We start from the raw sequence: 18,516 nt of genomic DNA, 5'->3' as shown, positions 1-18,516 counted from the left end.
TACCGATCTTATCGGCATCCGCTTATTAGTCTGTTAACCACTCTCGCCTACATCAGCAACACTATTTGGAGAGATTTACCCCTTTTGTACAGGTATGCGAAACCGTATCTGTGTCCCTTTACCCGAATGACTCTGAATCTCCAACCCTTGACCATACAAGGAGAGCAGACGCCGATTTATATTCTGTAACCCTACACCCCCGGGACCTTCTGTACGTCCAGACTTCACCTGGGCCAAACGCGCAGGTGGTATGCCCACACCGTCATCCTGCACCTGAACGACAACATGCTCACCTTCCCTGGAAACAGTGAGGTTTACCGTGCCGCCTGCCGCCCGCTCCATCACTCCATGACGAATGGCATTCTCCACAAGCGGCTGGATACTGAGCGGCGGCAAATAGAGACGCACATCAGGGTCCACGTTATAGTTGACCACCAGACGTTCCTCAAAGCGGGCCTGTTCCAAATGTACATAAGACTCCACTAATTCAAGCTCCTTAGCCAGCGGAACCAGCTGGTCCCGGTTCTGAAAATCGAAGCTTCCTCTCAGGTATTGACTCAGTTCAATAAGTAGATCTGTCGCCTTGTCCGGATTCACCGCACACGTCGCAATAATGACGTTAAGTGCGTTATATAGAAAGTGCGGCTTGATCTGGGCTTGCAAAAAGGCCATTTCCGTACGGATGACCTCCTGCACGGAGGTTCTCATCTCGATTAAGGTCCGTACCCGGGCACGTAATTCCCCTGCATCGACGGGTTTGCTCAGAAAGTCATTGGCACCTGCCTGAAAGCCCAACTTAATATCCTCGGGCATCCCGCGAGCCGTCAGCATCAGAATAGGCAGCTCGGACAGGGAGCTGTGCTCACGCAGTTTGCGGCACAACTCCAGCCCGGACATCCGCGGCATCATCCAGTCTGTAATGACCAGATCAATGGACGGGTGCTCTTCACGCAGCTTCAATGCTGCCGCCCCGCTATTCGCTGCAATGACACGATATCGTTCGGTCGATAACAGATTGAACAAGACCTGCCGATTCACTGGGTCGTCGTCCACGATCAGAATGGTATGCTCCGCCTCCCCGTTGTCCTCCGTATCATCCGCTTCATCTGAAACGGTATCCTGCACTCTTTTTTCTTGAGCAGGTACATAACGGGCCGCGACAGGCCGCGAGCTCGTTTGCAGCAGAGGCGTCTTCACAATGGGCAGTGTAAAATGAAAGGTTGAGCCTTGCCCTGGCTCCGATTCCACCCATATGGTTCCTCCCCCAAGCTCTACAAGCTTGCGTGTGATACTCAGTCCAAGACCCGTTCCCCCATTTACCCTCTCACTTGTTCCATTACCCTGTTCATAAGCCTGAAATATGTCCTCCTGCTTCTCCGGGGCGATCCCGACACCCGTATCCGCGACAGATACCGTCACCAGGTCTCCATCCACACGGGCGTACAGGCGAATCTCACCCTGCTGGGTGTACTTATACGCATTACCCAGCAGGTTATACAGAACCTGCCTTAATCGATCCTCATCCGCCTCAACCAGCGGCAACGCTGGAGGCCATTGCTGGATTAGTACAACAGGTTTATCCTCGAAGGTGAAACCAGAGACTTCAACCACCGTCCGGGCCACCGATTCCAAATCAACGGCTACCCGTTTTAATTCAATTTCACTATTTTTGAGCTTGGCAAAATCCAGAATATCGTTTACCAGCAGCGAAAGCCGCTTTCCGGTTGACGTAATCATGGACAGATTCTTCGCCTGCTTGGGTGTGACCGCTCCAGCCGCCCCTTCCAGCATCGACTGAGCAATATTGATAATTCCATGTAAGGGAGTTCTCAGCTCATGAGACGTGTTCGCCATGAATTCATCCTTGAGCATGTCGATAGCAACCAGGCGTTCCGATAATGCTTCAACTTCACGGAAGGATTGTGCAAATCGGATCGCCGTAACGATCATCTGGGCAAAGACAAATAACAGAAGCTCGTACAGCGCGAGAAATGTTGTGTCCATGGGGGTGAACGCACCCACGGTATGCAGCATAACGACCATACATATGCTCATCATGCTAATGAGAACGAAGTGGCTGTCATTGGGCCGTTTTTTCAACCAATGGAGCATGGCCCGCAGCGTGTAACCGATCACCACAAGTGAAATGAGCAGCATGGCAGGCTCCAGCCTTGAGAACAAAACAGGAGCCATAATCAGACCGACAGCGCACTGTGTAATGACCAGAATCACACCCAGACGGACAAACCATTGATGGACCGCTCCAGGTACAAGAGCGTCCATATAACGAAGCAAGTAATAATAAGCGAGAGCAGCGCTGATGAGTTGAAGCCGCAGAATTTCATTGCTCGTCAGGAAGGGCAGCAGCGTTCCCAGCAACTTCTCGCCATGAGTCAGTGCGTACATCGCACCCGAAAGGCTGAATAATCCCAGATAACGAAGTTCTTTCTCACTGCGCCGCAGCCTGAAAAGAAGCAGGAAGAAGGCTGCTGGGAGAATAAATCCGAATAACGTCATCAGATCCTTAAGCCTGTCCTGCTGTTGGCTTTTCAGAATGCTATGCTCGTCCCCGAACAGAATGGGTGCGACAATGCCGCCTGACGAGTAGCTGTAGTTGGATACTTGAATGATAATATCTGCAATGTCGCCTTCTATGGATGTGAAGCCCGTAAATGGCAGATTGAGCTGGATGTCCGTATCCTGTGTTGGGCCGGGCAGCCCTTTGCCGCCGATCTCCTTGCCATCTATGAACAAGCGATGGGCCATACGGATATTTCGAGTACGTATTCCATAATCGTTCTTTTCTGTTCTCGGGGTTATCCTGACACGCAAATGATAGGTTCCGTAGCCATGAGCTTCTCCAAGTGTCTTGTTCCATTGGGACGGGACATGAATGCTTGAAGGTGGAGAAAGCGGCTTACGCCCCGATACATTTGCCTCAAAATCGACAGGTGTCAGCATCTGACCCGGATAGAAATCCCATGTACCATTCAGAGCAGCTGCCCCCTGCCTGTCAAATTCCCATGAACTCAGATCTATGACTCCTTCTCTTGCTTGAGGATTGCTTCGTTCGGAAATCAAGTTCTGCACAATCGACCCCAGAGGGAAGACAACAATACAAATAAAGCTAATGATGAGCATAATCCAGTGTTTTTTCATCTATGTATCCTTCCGCCTCCACGGCGACAGACGTCTAATTTTGTCGTTTTATACCTATAGTCCCATGTTACACGTTTCTGTTGCTGACGGAAATAGTTGGCTCATGATATTTTCGATCAAAAAAAGCCGCTGGCTCATCTGCCGGAATGTATCCCTGGCAAAGAACCTGCGACTTCGTTTATTGGTTATTCTACGCTTGCCCAACCACCTGAGCGAGCTTCTGTACAATACCTGTCCAGCCCTGTTCCATCCGTTCGCGAACCATGGCGTGAGCCTGCCCAAATTCAGTCAATTTGTCCGCGTCCCAACCGCTGTGAATCAGTGTAAAATCAGTACTCTGCGCTTGCTCCACCAGTTCGAAGCTCAATGTCCAATCCTTGCCCCACTGGAATGACAGCTTGTGTGGAGGCTGGACTTCCGTCACTTTGCACGGAGATTGCCCGAAAGGTCCAGCTTCCAGTATAAATTCATGCCCTTCCACCGGCTCCAGATTGCTCGGCATAAACCACGATTCCATACCTTTTGACGTCGATACGATCTCCCACACCTTCTCTATCGGAGCGTGTAGCAATAATTGCTGCCGGATATCTGGCAGTGCACTTGATGATTCCACTATAAATCGCCTCCTACTATATATTAGCATTTTGCTTCACTCCATATTGTCGCTCATGGAATTCGTGCAGAACGCCAATTTAACTTATTGTTCGAAATTAAGGGATGAGTGTCAAATATGTTCCTCTAACAACAGGTGTGCTGTTGACTGCCTTTGAAGACAAACCTATAATTGGAACATATTACATAAAAGGTGTGTGATTCCTATGTTAGTCTGCTCCGAAAAATCCAATTCCAACCGTTGCAGGAAGGGATAACTCCTCTCAACCCCTCCCTTCCACATTCTAATTCAAATGATGTTGTGGAGGAATCGTAACATGTCTTTTAGTTATTATGGTCCATTATGTACCGAGGTTTACAATGCCACCAAGCCCATTGGACACTCCCTTGGAGGCGATATTGATTTTTATCGTGATATTCTGATGAACTGCAAGGGACGCATCCTTGAAGCGATGTCTGGCTCAGGTCGAATGCTGATCCCATTACTTGAAGCAGGTTTGAAAGTAGACGGTCTTGATTATTCAACGGATATGCTCAATTCTTGCCTTGCTCTTTGCACCGAGCGGGGACTGCCCAAGCCTGAATTGTTCGCTGCTGATCTGGAGACACTTGATCTCCCTTATCGCTACGAAGCCATTATTATTCCCGGAGGCTCCTTGTTGCTTATTCAAGACAGACAAGCTTCCGTGAAGGCACTGCGTAATCTGTATCATCATCTGGAACCAGGAGGCCGGCTTGTCCTTGATCTCTTCCTGCCAGATGTGACGAACACTACTCCGCACTACTCAGGCACCTCGACTGTTCAATTACAGAATGGTGACACGATTACAATGGAAAGTAAAGACATCGAATTGAATATGCTTCAGCAGTACAAAGTGAGTCTGATTCGCTACGAAAAGTGGCGCCAGGGTACACTAATTGCTACGGAACTGCAACAGCTTGCATTACGTTGGTACGGAGTAGAAGAGTTCCGCATGATCCTGGAACTGATTGGTTTCTCCGACATATCAGTATACGCCGACTTCGATCCTCACCGGACACCGTCCCGCTCCGATCAGAAATATGTGTTTGAAGCGACTCGAAAAGCTTGAATATATAGAAGATAGGATTTAGATTCAGCTACAAAATCAGGCCACAGCATAAGATTATCCCATGCTGTGGCCTTTTATTACAAATATATCAATGTTAAATTAAGCTCAGTATCCGCGTGAATATTGCTCCGCAATAGCCGCTTTATCTTTGCTAACACCCAGTTCCAGAGCTGCATGAGTCGCCCAGTAAGGATCGCGCAGCATGCCTCTGCCAACCGCGACCAGATCTGCATCACCGTTGCCGATGACCGCTTGAGCCAGAGCTGAGTCCTCAAGCATGCCTACCGCAATGACAGGAACATTCAGTTCTTCACGGAAACGACGGGCAAAAGGTACTTGGTAACCAGGGTAGTTACCCGGTTTACGTTGTCCAGAAGGTCCTTCCCCACCGGTGCTAATGTGGAACATGTCCACGCCTGCTGCCTGGTAGGCACGGGAAATTTCAATGGTATGATCAATGTCATACCCGCCATCAGCGTATTCCACTGCCGAAATCCGCATAATCAGCGGCATATCTTCCGGCATTTCTTTTTTCGCTGCACGAATAATCTCGACACCAAAGCGGGAAAGATCCTGTCCATACTCATCCTCGCGATGGTTCATAAGCGGAGAATGGAATTGGTGAATAAGATAACCATGTGCACCATGCAGCTCAATGGCATCGACCCCAGCAGCTACTGCACGGCGTACACCGTCCGCAAACTTCTGTACCATGGCTTGTGTTTCCTCTGTAGTTAAAGCGTGTGGTGTATTGAAGCTCTCTCCAGGGAAAGTAACCACTGATGGAGCTACAGGTTGCGCCGCATCCTCTGCTTTACGTCCGGCATGCGCGATCTGGATCGCCACCTTGGAGCCGTAAGCGTGAATGCCATCCACCAACTTGGTAAAGGCAGGAATGTGTTCATCTGACCAGATGCCCAGGTCATTATCGGTGATACGTCCGTCCGGATCAACATCCGTCATCTCGATCACGATCAACCCTGTACCCCCAACCGCACGACTTACATAGTGTACCTGATGCCAATCGTTCGGGATACCGTCTTTGGCAGTTACGGAATATTGGCACATCGGTGCCATGACGACACGGTTATTTAATTGAAGCCCCTTGATTTGATACGGGGAAAATAATTTCTCTGTCATTCAGTTTGCATCTCCTATTCCATATGATGATATATGTTGAGGCACTCACTTGTTTTCCAGCTTGGAAAACCGCTGCCCGTTCTTACCGTTCACTAGCGATTCGAGTTATGCTCACTCATGCTGAACACACTCTTTCACCACTCATTATTATGAACCAGACTCCTCATATTGCAAGTACGTACATTTTTGTTACATAGTACCCTTTTTTATACCTAGTCTGTTCCGACCTCCGATTGATCCATTACTCGAAACCCTTCCAAATCATGATATGATAGCCATACAGACACATAGGAAATAATATACCCAGATAAAATAAACCAAAGCCAAAGGAGCGATTACTGGTGAAAGATGTTTTAATCCAACGACTGATTACCTATACACAAATGGATACACAATCCGATGAAAGTAGTGAGACATGCCCTTCCTCACCCGGCCAGCTGGTTTTGGGAAAACATTTGGTTGAAGAATGCAAATCGATCGGTTTGCAGGATGTGACCATGGATGATAATGGCTACGTGATGGCGACATTGCCATCCAATACGGACAAGGACGTTCCGGTGATCGGTTTCCTGGCCCATCTGGATACGGCTACCGATTTCACAGGCAAGAATGTCAAACCACAGGTCATCGACAACTATGATGGACAAGATATTGTACTGAATCAGGAACTGGATGTGGTGTTATCCACCACTGATTTCCCGGAACTGCTTGAATATAAAGGCCACACCTTGATCACAACAGATGGCACGACCTTGCTTGGGGCAGACAACAAGGCAGGCATTACTGAAATCATGACGGCAATGGCTTATCTGATTGAACACCCGGAATTGAAACACGGAAAGATTCGCATCGCGTTTACTCCGGATGAAGAGATCGGCCGTGGGCCGCATAAGTTCGATGTCCCTGCTTTTGGAGCCAAGTATGCCTACACGGTGGACGGCGGACCACTCGGTGAGCTGGAATACGAAAGTTTCAATGCTGCTGCTGCCAAAATTACGGTTCGAGGTACCAACGTTCACCCGGGTACGGCCAAGAATAAGATGGTCAATTCGGCTAAAATCGCGATGGAACTGAACCGCCGTTTACCTGCAGAGGAAGCTCCCGAATTCACGGACGGTTATGAAGGATTTTATCATTTGCTGTCCATTGAGGGAGACGTCGAACAGACCAAGATGAGCTACATCATCCGCGACTTCGACCGAGAGAAGTTTGAGGAACGCAAAACATACTTGTTGAATGTTGTTAGTGAGCTGCAAACCAAATATGGCGAGAAAAGCATCTCCATCGAATTAAATGATCAGTACTATAACATGCGGGAAAAAATTGAACCAGTACGCCAGATCGTCGATATTGCGCATGAAGCCATGACTCGCCTGGGTATTGAGCCGATCATTCGCCCGATTCGCGGAGGCACGGACGGTTCCCAGCTCTCGTACATGGGCATGCCTACACCCAACATCTTCACTGGTGGAGAGAACTATCACGGCAAGTTCGAATATGTATCCGTCGATAATATGGTGAAGGCCACGCAGGTCATCGTGGAAATTGCTCAATTATTTGAGCAGCGTGGGGACGTTTAATCTACATTCCATTTCTGTATGTAACAGCATTGGAAAAGAGCCTGTCACCTAGCAGGTGGAGGCAAAAGAGAGCGCCCTCTGACATCCAGAGGGTGTCTTTACATCTATGCATACAACTGGTTTGAGGCCCTGCCATCTTCCCTATTTATTCGTACATATTGCCTCCCGCAATTTCACGCAGCTGCTCCAGATTGCAGATGACGAGCTTTCGTCGCTCTTTGCGAATGATCTCGCGGTCACAGAGGTCATGAATGACCCGGTTTAGGTGCCTGTAGCTTGTACCCAGCATATCTGCCAGCTCTGTCAGCTTGGAGGTCTGGATTTCTTCCGTAATCTGCTCCCCCTGTTCCATCGTGGACAGCAAATAGCTCGCGAAACGACTCTCGACCGGGTATAGCAGATTGAGACTCGACAAATTGGAGAAGGTATATAACTTGTGGGTCACATGGCTGAGCATAAAATGGAGAAACTTCGGATTTTCTGCATATGTATTTCTGAGATAACGATAACTCACACCGAGCAACAGGCTCCTGTTAACGGATTCCACTGTATTTTTGGCTTCCTTGCCATTAACCAGCTCCAGGTCTCCTATCAACGCAGGCGGCGTACTGAAACGCAGTAACAGAGATTTGCCATTCGGCAGTGTCGTATAAATCTTGAGCTTACCCTGAACGAGAAAATACAATCGTTCGGGACGTTCACCTTTGGCACATATAATCTCTCCCTTGGAGGCTTCCAGCAGTCTTAATTCAGCAAGCGCAGGCTCGTCCAGCACCTGATCCAGGCCATGCTCTCGAGCAAGTTGGCGCAGCAATCCAAAGTCCATGATCTCTCTCATCCCGGATTAACCCCCCATGTGTGATTCTGCATATACAAATGGACATATGTCCCATAAACCATATACACCCGTACAAATATCTTGATATAAAAATAGTTACAACTAGAACTTATATCCAATAAATCAGTTTAAATAGAAATTACTTTTAAATTCAGACTTTAAAATGACAATATTTTATTTAAAAAGGAGTACAGGATAGCGTAATCTTATCCGATGAAAGATAAAGCATGATGTTCGTCTCCAAATTTAACCTAATTTAGATAAGTGAAAGGATGGTTCGACCTACCATGAATATTGTAGAAGCCCTTTTGAAAGTGATGCCTTATATCCGGCTGATTCTTAGAGAACCAGCCAGTTTGACCGTGTATGATCACGAAAAGGTATTGTATTCCGTCTCCACCGATAAATTCAATCTCGGATTCAACGAAGGCGATCCTCTTTTGGACGGATATAAAAACTTCACCGCGCTCACGAATGGACGCGAAGCCACTCTGACCCACTTGCCAGCTGAATTCTACGGTATTGAGCTGGATGTCCTCAACATTCCGATTTTGGATGACAATCATCAGGTTGTCGCCATCTTCTGCGTATCGTACGATCAATCGAATCAAAATCAGCTTGAAGCTATTATACAAGAGAATCGAACCATTAATGGAACTCTGGTCGATATGGTCCAACACGTCGCTGCTCATGCCGAGGAATTGCAAGCCACCAGCGAACAAATTCTGGAGAACACACGTCTAGCGGTACAGAACTCTTCCCAGATTAACAAAGTGGCCGGATTCATTCGTGAAATCTCTGAACAAACCAATCTTCTTGGACTTAATGCCGCTATTGAAGCTGCGCGTGTAGGTGAAGCGGGCGCAGGTTTTGGCGTCGTAGCAACAGAAGTGCGCAAACTTTCGGTCGATGCCAAACAGGCTACCAGTGATATTGATATTAGCTTGAAAGATGTACAAGAAGTTATTAAACAGATGGAAGTTGAAGTCTCCCAGATTGCAGCCTCTTCACAGGAGCAAGCTACACTCGTATCATCCTTCACGGATGTGATCGAGAAGCTGAATGAAACGGGTGAACGCATGAAAGCTCTGTCCGAGCAACTCATTAGTTACTCTGTGAACCAGTAGGAGAAATATCTCTCAGGGATGGAACTCGTTTGGGTGGATAATGCTTGAATCTTATTTCCTCATATGTAACAAACAGGACTCCGGAACTTCCATTAAGGAAATTCCAGGTCCTGTTTGAGTTGCCTTTATCGTGGTGTATTTCACGAATTCATTCTACTTGGTCCCTGTAACCTCAGCCTCGGATTCCCAACACTCCACTTCACCCGGAATGTGAATACGATCCCGTGTAAAGATGGGGTCACGCCCCTCGGCCTTTTGTTTCCTATAATCCTTGAGCGCTTCGAATGTCACTTTGGACAACATCAGGATGGCAATCAGGTTCACTACCACCATCAGCCCCATAAACAGATCAGCCAGATCCCATACCAACTGCACCTTGGCTATAGCACCGAACAACACCATCGCGATGACGCAGATACGATATACCCACAGCCAAATTTTATTGGACTTGATAAATTCAATATTTGTCTCTCCATAGTAATAATTCCCGATGAGCGTACTGAAGGCAAACAGAAATACCATGACTGCCAAGAATCCGGATGCCCATGAGCCGATATGCACACTTAATGCCGCCTGGGTCAATTCAATCCCACCCAAATTCGAACCTTTGTACACGCCTGACAACAAAATAATCATAGCTGTACTCGTACAGATGACCAAGGTATCCGTCAACACGCCAAATGCTTGAATAAGCCCTTGTTTGACCGGATGAGTTGTATCCGCCGTTGCCGCTGCATTCGGGGCACTGCCCATACCTGCCTCGTTGGAGAACAGCCCACGCTTGACACCATTCATCAGTGCGGCTCCCAGTGTACCCCCCGCAACCTGTTCAATACCAAAAGCATTTTTCACAATCAGGGCAATCATTGCTGGAACCTGAGTGATGTTAGCCAATACAACAAATGCAGCCACACCGATGTATAACACCGCAAGAACGACGACAATGTATTCGGATGCTTTGGCAATCCGTTTCACACCGCCCATAATAATTCCTGCAAATACAACCGCCATAATGATGCCGACTGTCAATCGATCAACACCGAAAGAATTTTTGAAAGCTACGGTGATGGTATTGGACTGCACTGCATTAAAGACCAAACCGAACGACAATGTAATGAGAATCGCGAACAAGATCCCCATCCAACGTTTGCCCAGTCCCCGCTCCATATAATATGCCGGACCCCCGCGGAATCCACCATTGTCCTTAACCTTATAAATTTGAGCAAGCGTGCTTTCCACAAAACTGGAGGCCGAACCAATAATCGCAATGATCCACATCCAGAACACTGCCCCCGGTCCGCCCAAAGCGATTGCTAGCGCTATACCGGTGATATTCCCGGTGCCTACACGGGCTGCCATACTGATACAGAATGCCTGAAACGGCGAAATTTTGCCAGGCTCCTTACTTCTTGGCTCCGCAAGCACTTTGACCATATCTCCAATCATCCGGAATTGCATGAACCGGGTCTTGGTGGTAAAGTACACTCCGCATACGACCAACAAAATAATTAATAGCTTGGACCACAGAAAATCGTTGAAAACGACGACAATATCTTGTATTGTTTGCTCCATCAGCAATGCCCCTTTTCGTTGGTGTATCGTTAAAAAAGTGTCCCAGCCGTATGACTGAGCGGATAAATCTCATACTACTGCATAAAGCATGCATTTCTGTCGCCCAAACAACCGCTTCACGCTAAATACGATGGGGTTAAGTGTAACGTTTGTACCATTTCGCATAACTTCGAATCCAAACTTATAGATGTTACTTATACTACAGGGTCATCTACGAAAACCGACAAATACCTACATGGAATAGTTTAATTTTTTTATAAATTAGCAACGTTTATCCATTCACTGTCACTTTACCTGACATAATATTCAACTTATATTGGGATATATCTAAAGTTGGAACGGGTCTTCACACCAGGATACGCAACCAAGTATGATAAGAGTGTACATGTAGAGAGGCAAGATTAGATTCATAGAGGTAACGAACGGAATATGGAAGGCACAATCACACAAATTGATTCTGAGGCGGTACAGACCGTTTCTTCACCATACATTGATTAATCGCATCATTTGCGGAGAAAGGAGTTACGACATGCGTTATTTTATCGTGGATGATGATCCAGGGGTTCGTTCCATGTTGATGGATCTGATAGAGGATGAAGGGCTGGGTGACATTGCTGGGGAAGCGGAGGACGGAGCACATATCCACGCCGAATTGCTGGAGTTGCACAAGGTCGATGTCCTGCTGATTGATCTGCTCATGCCACAGCGGGACGGTATTGAAACTGTACGCGCGCTTGGGGGAAGGTTCGAAGGCAAGATCGTAATGATTTCCCAGATTGAATCGAAAAATATGATTGGCGAAGCCTATTCGCTAGGCATCGAATATTACATTACGAAGCCGGTTAATCGACTGGAGATCCTGTCTGTTCTGCGTCTGGTGGAAGAACGCCTTCGCATGCAGCAATCCATTGCAGATATTCAGCGGACGCTGCAGGGGTTGGCCAAGCTGCAATCTCCCGAACGCGCTGCGTCACAAGCTCCAGACAAAACGATTACCACAGCAGGGCATTTCCTGCTGTCCGAGATGGGCATGATCGGAGAAGCAGGCAGCAGGGATCTGCTGGACATGCTGGAATATCTGGAGCAAGTCGAGACGGAGGACCATAAGCTGTCTCCGTACATGTTCCCTTCACTGAAGGATATTTTCCAAAATGTAGCGATACGCAAACTGGGCAGAGATGTTTCCCCGGCTGAAGTGACCAAGGAGATTAAGGCATCGGAACAGCGTGTCCGGAGAGCCATTTTCCAGACCCTAAGCCATGTTGTGTCTCTGGGACTGACGGATTATACACATCCGAAGTTCGAAAATTATGCGTCAAAGTTCTTTGATTTTACCGAGATTCGCAAAAAGATGCTGGAATTGCAAAACAATGTGGAACCCTCCCTGTCCCAGACACGGATTAACACGAAAAAGTTCGTTCAGGTCTTATATCTGGAGGCCAAACGGTTGCTGCATTAGTGTAAAGTCTCGATGCTCCTCATTGAATGCGGCAATATGCAGTACTATAGAAAAAGCGGGCATGATTCAACTGGAATGACACAGCACACAGCTACACCTACTGCGTCTGTTCCAGCTATTTTCATGCCCACTTGTTTTTTCATGCTCATCTATATAGTCCAAAGTAAGGTTGATATTCAAATGGTCTGCTTGCTTCGGTTCATTCGATTGTACTCATTGATCAGTTCATCCAGTGCCATGGACTGTTTTAGCACATCAGGATGTCCAAAACCACCCTCGTTATGCTCTACCAACATATGAAGGTTATGTCTAGCATTTTCGATTTGACTTTTCAATTCCATACTCATAACCATCGCCCTTAATACCTCCTTATTTCTGTGTTACATTTTAGGTTTTCCTGTCAATCTATAGTTGGATTAACATTTGGCATAGTTGGCATGGATTTTATGGTTTCTTCTCCATAAGTTGAAAGTCGCTATGTTTTTAAAAATATTAGACATTCCGAAAATGGCTTGAAATCGCCTTATTTAGGGTTCAAATGTGATTTTATAGCAGGAATTTCAATGGACTGGCTTCATCATCAACCGATTGTGACATTATTGTGTATGTTGAAAAAACAAAAAACACCCCTCTATCCTACAGGAGCCTCCCAAGAGGGCATCCTATATTCAATAGAGAGGTGCTGAGGGTTAAACTTTTTTTAACGGGTGACCTTCACCTTAATCACATCACTTGTAACCGATCCACTCGCGTTAATCCATTCTACATGGTATTCATACTCGCCTGGTGCGCGGTCTGCAACCACCGCTGTTGCCGTCTGTGCATTCGGGGATGCAGCCGTCAGCGGCTGGCTGTCGATTTCTTGACCGTTCTCATACAGACGATAGGAGGTGGCATTCGTGCCCCACCACATATTCATCGTAATGGTGTAGTTTCCATCTCCATCCCAGTTGTCATGAGAGAGCACCGGTTTTGCTGGCGCAGCATCACGAACGGTTACAGTATGTGGAGAGCATTCGGTTGTTCCCTTTGAATTGATCAGTTCGCAAGTATACACATACGTACCATCCGCCCGTCCCGAAATATCCGTGAATGCCTTTTGGGCAGAAGGGGTAGAAGCTGTAAGCTTCTGCGTATCGATCAGTTCACCATTCTCATACAATTTGTATGCGGTAGCATTATTCCCCCACCACATATTCATCGTCACGGTGTAGGTTCCGTCCGTTAAACCAGAGCTATAGCCCGCATTGTCGGACAACACAGGTACACCGGGTACACCTGTGGCTTGGTCTGCGGCAATGACTGTCACTTCCATGGAAAGCTCGGTGATGAGTCCCGCGCCATTCACTGCCCGAGCTGTAAATGTGTGTTTGCCGACCAATCCCGTCAACGTAATTTCATCACCCTGCTCTACAGCCTCACCATCCCAAGTCAATTCCAGAAGAGTGATTCCGGACTCCGGATCTTCTGCCTTCACACCAACTTTGAATATATTCTCTTCACTCATCTGTTCCGCAGGCATTCCGGTAATGACCGGAGGAGTTGTATCTTCCATTTCTTGCGGAGCACCTACATAACGAATATTCGGTGCCGCTGGCTGCTCCATGCCTACTCCCAGATGGAAGCCGGTATGTGGCGGCTGGTTATAGGCTACATTTTGCCAAGCTACCCCAAGGCGGTAAACCGGATCATGCATCAACGTGCGAATACGCGCATCCGTCTCATCTGTCGTCGTATAAATGCGTAATTCCGAGCTGTCCTGGCTGCGCCACATCACTTCTTCACGCCAGTCGCCAAACAGATCGGCCTGCAAGCTCGGGTTGGCTTTGGTACCATTGTTCGAAGCCGCACCTGTTGCCGTCAGCAGATTAACCGTCGTTTGGTTCTGGGCATCCCATTTGTCGACACGAATGCCGTCCTGCAGTTCACGTAGCAGGTCTCCGTCCCACCAGATGCCGAAGTTGGTGGACGATGGAATCTTCGTCGAGATTAGTTCGCCCTGAGCACTGTAGAGCCCGGTGATCGGAATGTGCTGTTCATTCGTAATTGTGGCTGCCCACACTTCCGCCCCCGGATAATTCGGATCAATATCAGCAGCCATGCCGCGTCCGGTATCGATACCTGTGAATACACCCCAGAGAATCTCACCGGTAGCTGCATCACGCATTTCCATACCGTACTGTGAATCTTTGTGTTCGTGTACGTCGAACACTTCCAGTCCCGGACGAGTCGGGTCCAGATCACTCAGATGCATCGCATCGCCATGCCCAAGTTTCGTATTGTAGAGCGGTTTGCCATCATCATCAATAGCCATTGCGCCAAATGTAATCTCATCCTTGCCGTCCCCATCCACATCTGCAACCGAGAGATTATGGTTTCCTTGGCCTGCATACTCGCCATAGCCTTCATCATTGGAGTCGAAGCGCCATACTTTGCTCAACTTGCCATCGCGGAAATTGTAGGAGGCCAGCACGGTGCGGGTGTAATATCCACGGCTGAACATGGCACTCGGATGTTCGCCGTCCAGATACGCCACCGCTGCCAGGAAACGGTCCACCCGGTTTCCATAACCATCGCCCCATGAAGCTACATCTCCACGTGGTGGATCATATTCCACCGTATCCAGCGCAGCCCCGGTTTCACCATCGAACACAGTCAGGAATTCATCACCAAGCAGAACGTAGCCCGAACTGTTCCGGTGATCTGCATTCGCGTCACCAATGACCTTCCCTTGCCCATCGACAGTGCCATCCGCAGTACGCATCATCAGTTCCGCTCTGCCGTCACCGTCGAAATCATAAACCAGGAACGGGGAGTAGTGCGCTCCCGCACGGATATTTGGCCCCATATTGATGCGCCACAGTCTTGTTCCATCCAGCTTGTAAGCATCCATGTATACAATGCCTGTGTATCCGGATTGAGAATTATCCTTGCCGTTATTTGGCGACCACATCAGAATAATTTCATATTCACCGTCACCATCAACATCGCCTACGCTGGCATCACCCGCATAATACGAATACGGCTGTCCGTCTTTCGTATATGCATCGGCAGGCTTTTGCAGAGGTACAGACAGGTATTGCTCCTGCCAAACGCCGAATTCCTTCGTTGCCGCTTTTTCAACGCCGTTTTCTACTGTCATGACACGGTATTTGGAAGTATCCGTGCCTTCGGCATCCGTAAAGTTGGTGCTTCCCGTTATCGGTTCATCGTTAAGCTTCACACCATCCCGATACAGATTGAAAGCAATCGTCTCCGCATCCAGACCCAGCATGCGCCAGCCGATATAGTTGCCGTTTTCTGTTTTTACAGCGACCGGAGCACGGTCCAGATATTCCATTTCACGATTCAGCGTTGTTGCTACAGGTGTTTCGAGTACCACCGACAGTTCGGATACCCCACCCGCATTCACAGACGCCACTTTATAAAAATAAGGAATGGTGCTGAGAATGGTGGAGTCTGTGTATGCCGTCTCCTTGGTGCGAGCGATTAGATCATACGGCCCATCTTGCTTTACAGCGCGATAGATTTGATATGCACGCGCACCTGCTGCTTCCGTCCAGCTGAAGGAAACGTCATTTTTGTTGATGCTTTGTAACGACAGACCTGAAGGGACCTCTGCCTTGTCTACAGATGAATCAATCGTCGATACAGGCAATGCATTGGAGGATACCGATTCAGTACCTGTACGATCCGCAGCCGTTACCGTGTATACATAATCCATGCCCAGGTCGACCTTGTTATCGGTATAGGTTGTTGTATCCGTGGTTGCCAGCAACTCAGCCTTGGCTGCTCCAGTTGACTGACGGTACACCTTATACTGTACATCATCCGCGACAGCGTCCCATGACAATGCAGCAGTGATCGGATCACTCTCCAGATTGAGGCCATCCAGTTTCAGATTGGAAGGGGCCACCAATACAGGTGTAATCTCAAGTCCGTTGAGATGCGCCGTAGCCCCACTGAAGACCAGATTCATCTGCCCATCCTGAACGCTAATCTGGTTGATCACTTTTTCGGCAATATTCTGGGCACCGGAAGATACCGTTCCATAATCTTTGCCTTCGATGTTAATGTTGGTTTTTGCTGATCCAATCCAGTCCCCCGTGTACGTCTTGACCGAATAGGTACCATTCGGCAGATCCACTTTGAATTCATATGAACCGTTAAAATAAATGACGAAGTCACGACGCAGATGATCCGTCGCGCTGCCACGATCCCGATCTGCCATATTGGCGGAAGACGTTAATCCATAACCCCGCTCAGGCGTATACAGCGTATTCCGATTGACTTCCGTATACCCTTCAGCAACCGGAGATCCTACCGGGCCAAAATCATATCGATACGTTGCCGATTTGGTGGTGAAGCTGACCTCATCCGAAGGTTCGGATTCTCCGCGGCCATTCACAGCGGTTACTCGAACCGTGTACGACTTGCCTTCCACCAAACCGGTTAGTGTTAAAGTAGATATAGTTGCCGTTCCTGCCAGCTTGTAGGCAGACTCCGGCTCTGTTGAAAGCTTACGGTACACTTTGTAGATGTCTGCGGTATCATCCGCCGTCCATTTCAATACCGCTCCAGCGTTGCTAATGCTGCCCGCCTTCAATCCGGCGGGTTTGGCTGGCAGCTCAGCCGGCACCTCAGCATCCTGGACCACTTCCGATAATGGCAGATCCAGTTCACGAACAGCGCCTGCAACCAGACGGGCAATCTGAATGGCCCCATATTCCTGGAAGTGGGTATTATCTGTTGCCCCGTTCGGGAACGCCTGATAGATACCCGGTGAGACATGGAGGAAGACAGACAACGTCGCTTCCGGCCCAATGGAATCATAGTACGCAATGCTTAGTGCGCTTAGATCGATCAGCTTCACATTTTTCTCCGAAGCTACTTCTTTCATCGCCTGCACATATTCAGGGAAGGACACATTGAACTTTCCTGTGTCTGCGTTAAAGTCCCTGCGACCCATTGGGGTTACCAAGACTGGGGTAGCTCCCCGCTGCTGCACACCGTCTATGTAGGTTTTCAGATAGTTTTTGTAATCGGCGGGTGAAGCATAGCGGTCTGGAACACTGATCGTTGCATCATTATGTCCGAACTGCACGAACAGATAATCTCCCGGACGAATGAGGCGCAGAATCTCATCCAATCGCCCTTCGAATATAAAGGATTTGGAGCTGCGTCCACCGATGGAATGGTTCTTAATTTCCACGGCGTCACTGAAGAAGGACGGGAACATCTGCCCCCAACCGGCTTGGGGCTCCCAATACGGATTGTACGTTTGCATCGTGGAGTCACCCGCAAGGTACACCGCAGGCTTGTTACCTGCTTCGCGTTCCTGCTGTTTGGTGATTACCAGTGCATTGATATTCGCAGCCGTTCCGGAAAATTCAAAGTTCATCTGCCCATTCACCAGAGCGATATCAAAACTCATCTCCAGATACTCACCCGCTGCCTTGGTGTTCGGCTGAACCTTGTTCATGCTCTCCACCTTGATGGCTATATCTGTGTTGCCTGCACTGTCGCCAGCGACCAGGGAGACAGTATAATCACCGTTTGGCAGGTCTACCTTAAATCCGCCCCCATCGGTAATTTTGGCAAAATCCGATTTCACCGGATCACTTGTACCCCGATCCTGAACCATTACCTTGGACAAATCCGTGAAGCCATACCCCTGTTCCACCGAATAGGCAGACGTACCGTCCACACCTGTATATTCATTCGCAACAGCTCCTGAGCCAAAGTCATATTTATAAGTGCCCCCGCCGGATGCTTCCCCATCCGATACGGCTGCACTTGCGGTTGGCGTGCCAAACATCGTACCCCAGCCCAGACTGGAAATCGTAAATACCCATAGAAGCAAAACCAAGCCAACTCGCCGCGTCTTCGCGATCATGAACACCCATCCTTTCGTTTCTCATCATGGAATGATTATAGG

The 18,516-nt window shown here is 48.3% G+C and carries 11 protein-coding genes; 4 read left to right on the top strand and 7 right to left on the bottom strand.

The window, feature by feature from the left end:
• Positions 1-75 precede the first annotated feature (75 nt).
• Complete coding sequence (locus ACFTRD_RS21855; RefSeq protein WP_379383700.1) at positions 76-3,159, bottom strand: ATP-binding protein; 3,084 nt, start codon at positions 3,157-3,159, stop codon at positions 76-78.
• Between the two features lie 190 nt (positions 3,160-3,349).
• Entirely contained in the window at positions 3,350-3,772 is a 423-nt protein-coding gene (locus ACFTRD_RS21850; protein WP_379383698.1) for an SRPBCC family protein, read from the bottom strand.
• Between the two features lie 316 nt (positions 3,773-4,088).
• Between ACFTRD_RS21850 and ACFTRD_RS21845 the strand changes: the two genes are divergently transcribed.
• On the top strand, positions 4,089-4,862 hold the full coding sequence (locus ACFTRD_RS21845) for a class I SAM-dependent methyltransferase (protein WP_379383696.1): 774 nt from the start codon (positions 4,089-4,091) through the stop codon (positions 4,860-4,862).
• Between the two features lie 105 nt (positions 4,863-4,967).
• On the opposite strand, the gene ACFTRD_RS21840 is transcribed toward ACFTRD_RS21845, so the two are convergent.
• Complete coding sequence (locus ACFTRD_RS21840; protein WP_379383694.1) at positions 4,968-6,002, bottom strand: NADH:flavin oxidoreductase/NADH oxidase; 1,035 nt, start codon at positions 6,000-6,002, stop codon at positions 4,968-4,970.
• A 341-nt stretch (positions 6,003-6,343) separates the two neighbouring features.
• Here ACFTRD_RS21840 and pepT point away from each other — a divergent pair, with 341 nt between their 5' ends.
• Positions 6,344-7,582 carry a peptidase T gene (pepT, locus tag ACFTRD_RS21835; protein ID WP_379383692.1) on the top strand — a complete coding sequence of 413 codons (1,239 nt, stop codon included), beginning with the start codon at positions 6,344-6,346 and terminating at the stop codon, positions 7,580-7,582.
• A gap of 145 nt (positions 7,583-7,727) precedes the next feature.
• On the opposite strand, the gene ACFTRD_RS21830 is transcribed toward pepT, so the two are convergent.
• Complete coding sequence (locus ACFTRD_RS21830) at positions 7,728-8,420, bottom strand: Crp/Fnr family transcriptional regulator (protein ID WP_192271758.1); 693 nt, start codon at positions 8,418-8,420, stop codon at positions 7,728-7,730.
• Between the two features lie 287 nt (positions 8,421-8,707).
• On the opposite strand from ACFTRD_RS21830, the gene ACFTRD_RS21825 reads away from it, so the two are divergent.
• Positions 8,708-9,547: a methyl-accepting chemotaxis protein gene (locus tag ACFTRD_RS21825; RefSeq protein WP_379383690.1), complete on the top strand. Its 840-nt coding sequence runs from the start codon at positions 8,708-8,710 to the stop codon at positions 9,545-9,547.
• A gap of 153 nt (positions 9,548-9,700) precedes the next feature.
• Here the strand turns inward: ACFTRD_RS21825 and ACFTRD_RS21820 are convergent, their stop codons facing one another.
• A complete protein-coding gene (locus tag ACFTRD_RS21820; protein ID WP_192271762.1) occupies positions 9,701-11,119 on the bottom strand; it encodes an alanine/glycine:cation symporter family protein in 1,419 nt (472 codons plus the stop codon).
• Positions 11,120-11,648: 529 nt separating this feature from the next.
• Here ACFTRD_RS21820 and ACFTRD_RS21815 point away from each other — a divergent pair.
• Positions 11,649-12,578 (top strand): response regulator, encoded by a 930-nt coding sequence (locus tag ACFTRD_RS21815; protein ID WP_379383687.1) that lies wholly within the window; start codon positions 11,649-11,651, stop codon positions 12,576-12,578.
• Between the two features lie 176 nt (positions 12,579-12,754).
• Here the strand turns inward: ACFTRD_RS21815 and ACFTRD_RS21810 are convergent, their stop codons facing one another.
• Positions 12,755-12,931 (bottom strand): aspartyl-phosphate phosphatase Spo0E family protein, encoded by a 177-nt coding sequence (locus tag ACFTRD_RS21810; RefSeq protein WP_192271765.1) that lies wholly within the window; start codon positions 12,929-12,931, stop codon positions 12,755-12,757.
• A gap of 347 nt (positions 12,932-13,278) precedes the next feature.
• Entirely contained in the window at positions 13,279-18,474 is a 5,196-nt protein-coding gene (locus ACFTRD_RS21805) for a rhamnogalacturonan lyase family protein (RefSeq protein ID WP_379383685.1), read from the bottom strand.
• Between the last annotated feature and the right edge of the window lie 42 nt (positions 18,475-18,516).

Source organism: Paenibacillus sp. NPDC056933 (assembly GCF_042674385.1).
In the GTDB taxonomy this organism is placed as follows: domain Bacteria; phylum Bacillota; class Bacilli; order Paenibacillales; family Paenibacillaceae; genus Paenibacillus.
The sequence above is the reverse complement of the archived record's forward strand: the minus strand, read 5'-3'. Positions and strand labels throughout refer to the sequence as shown.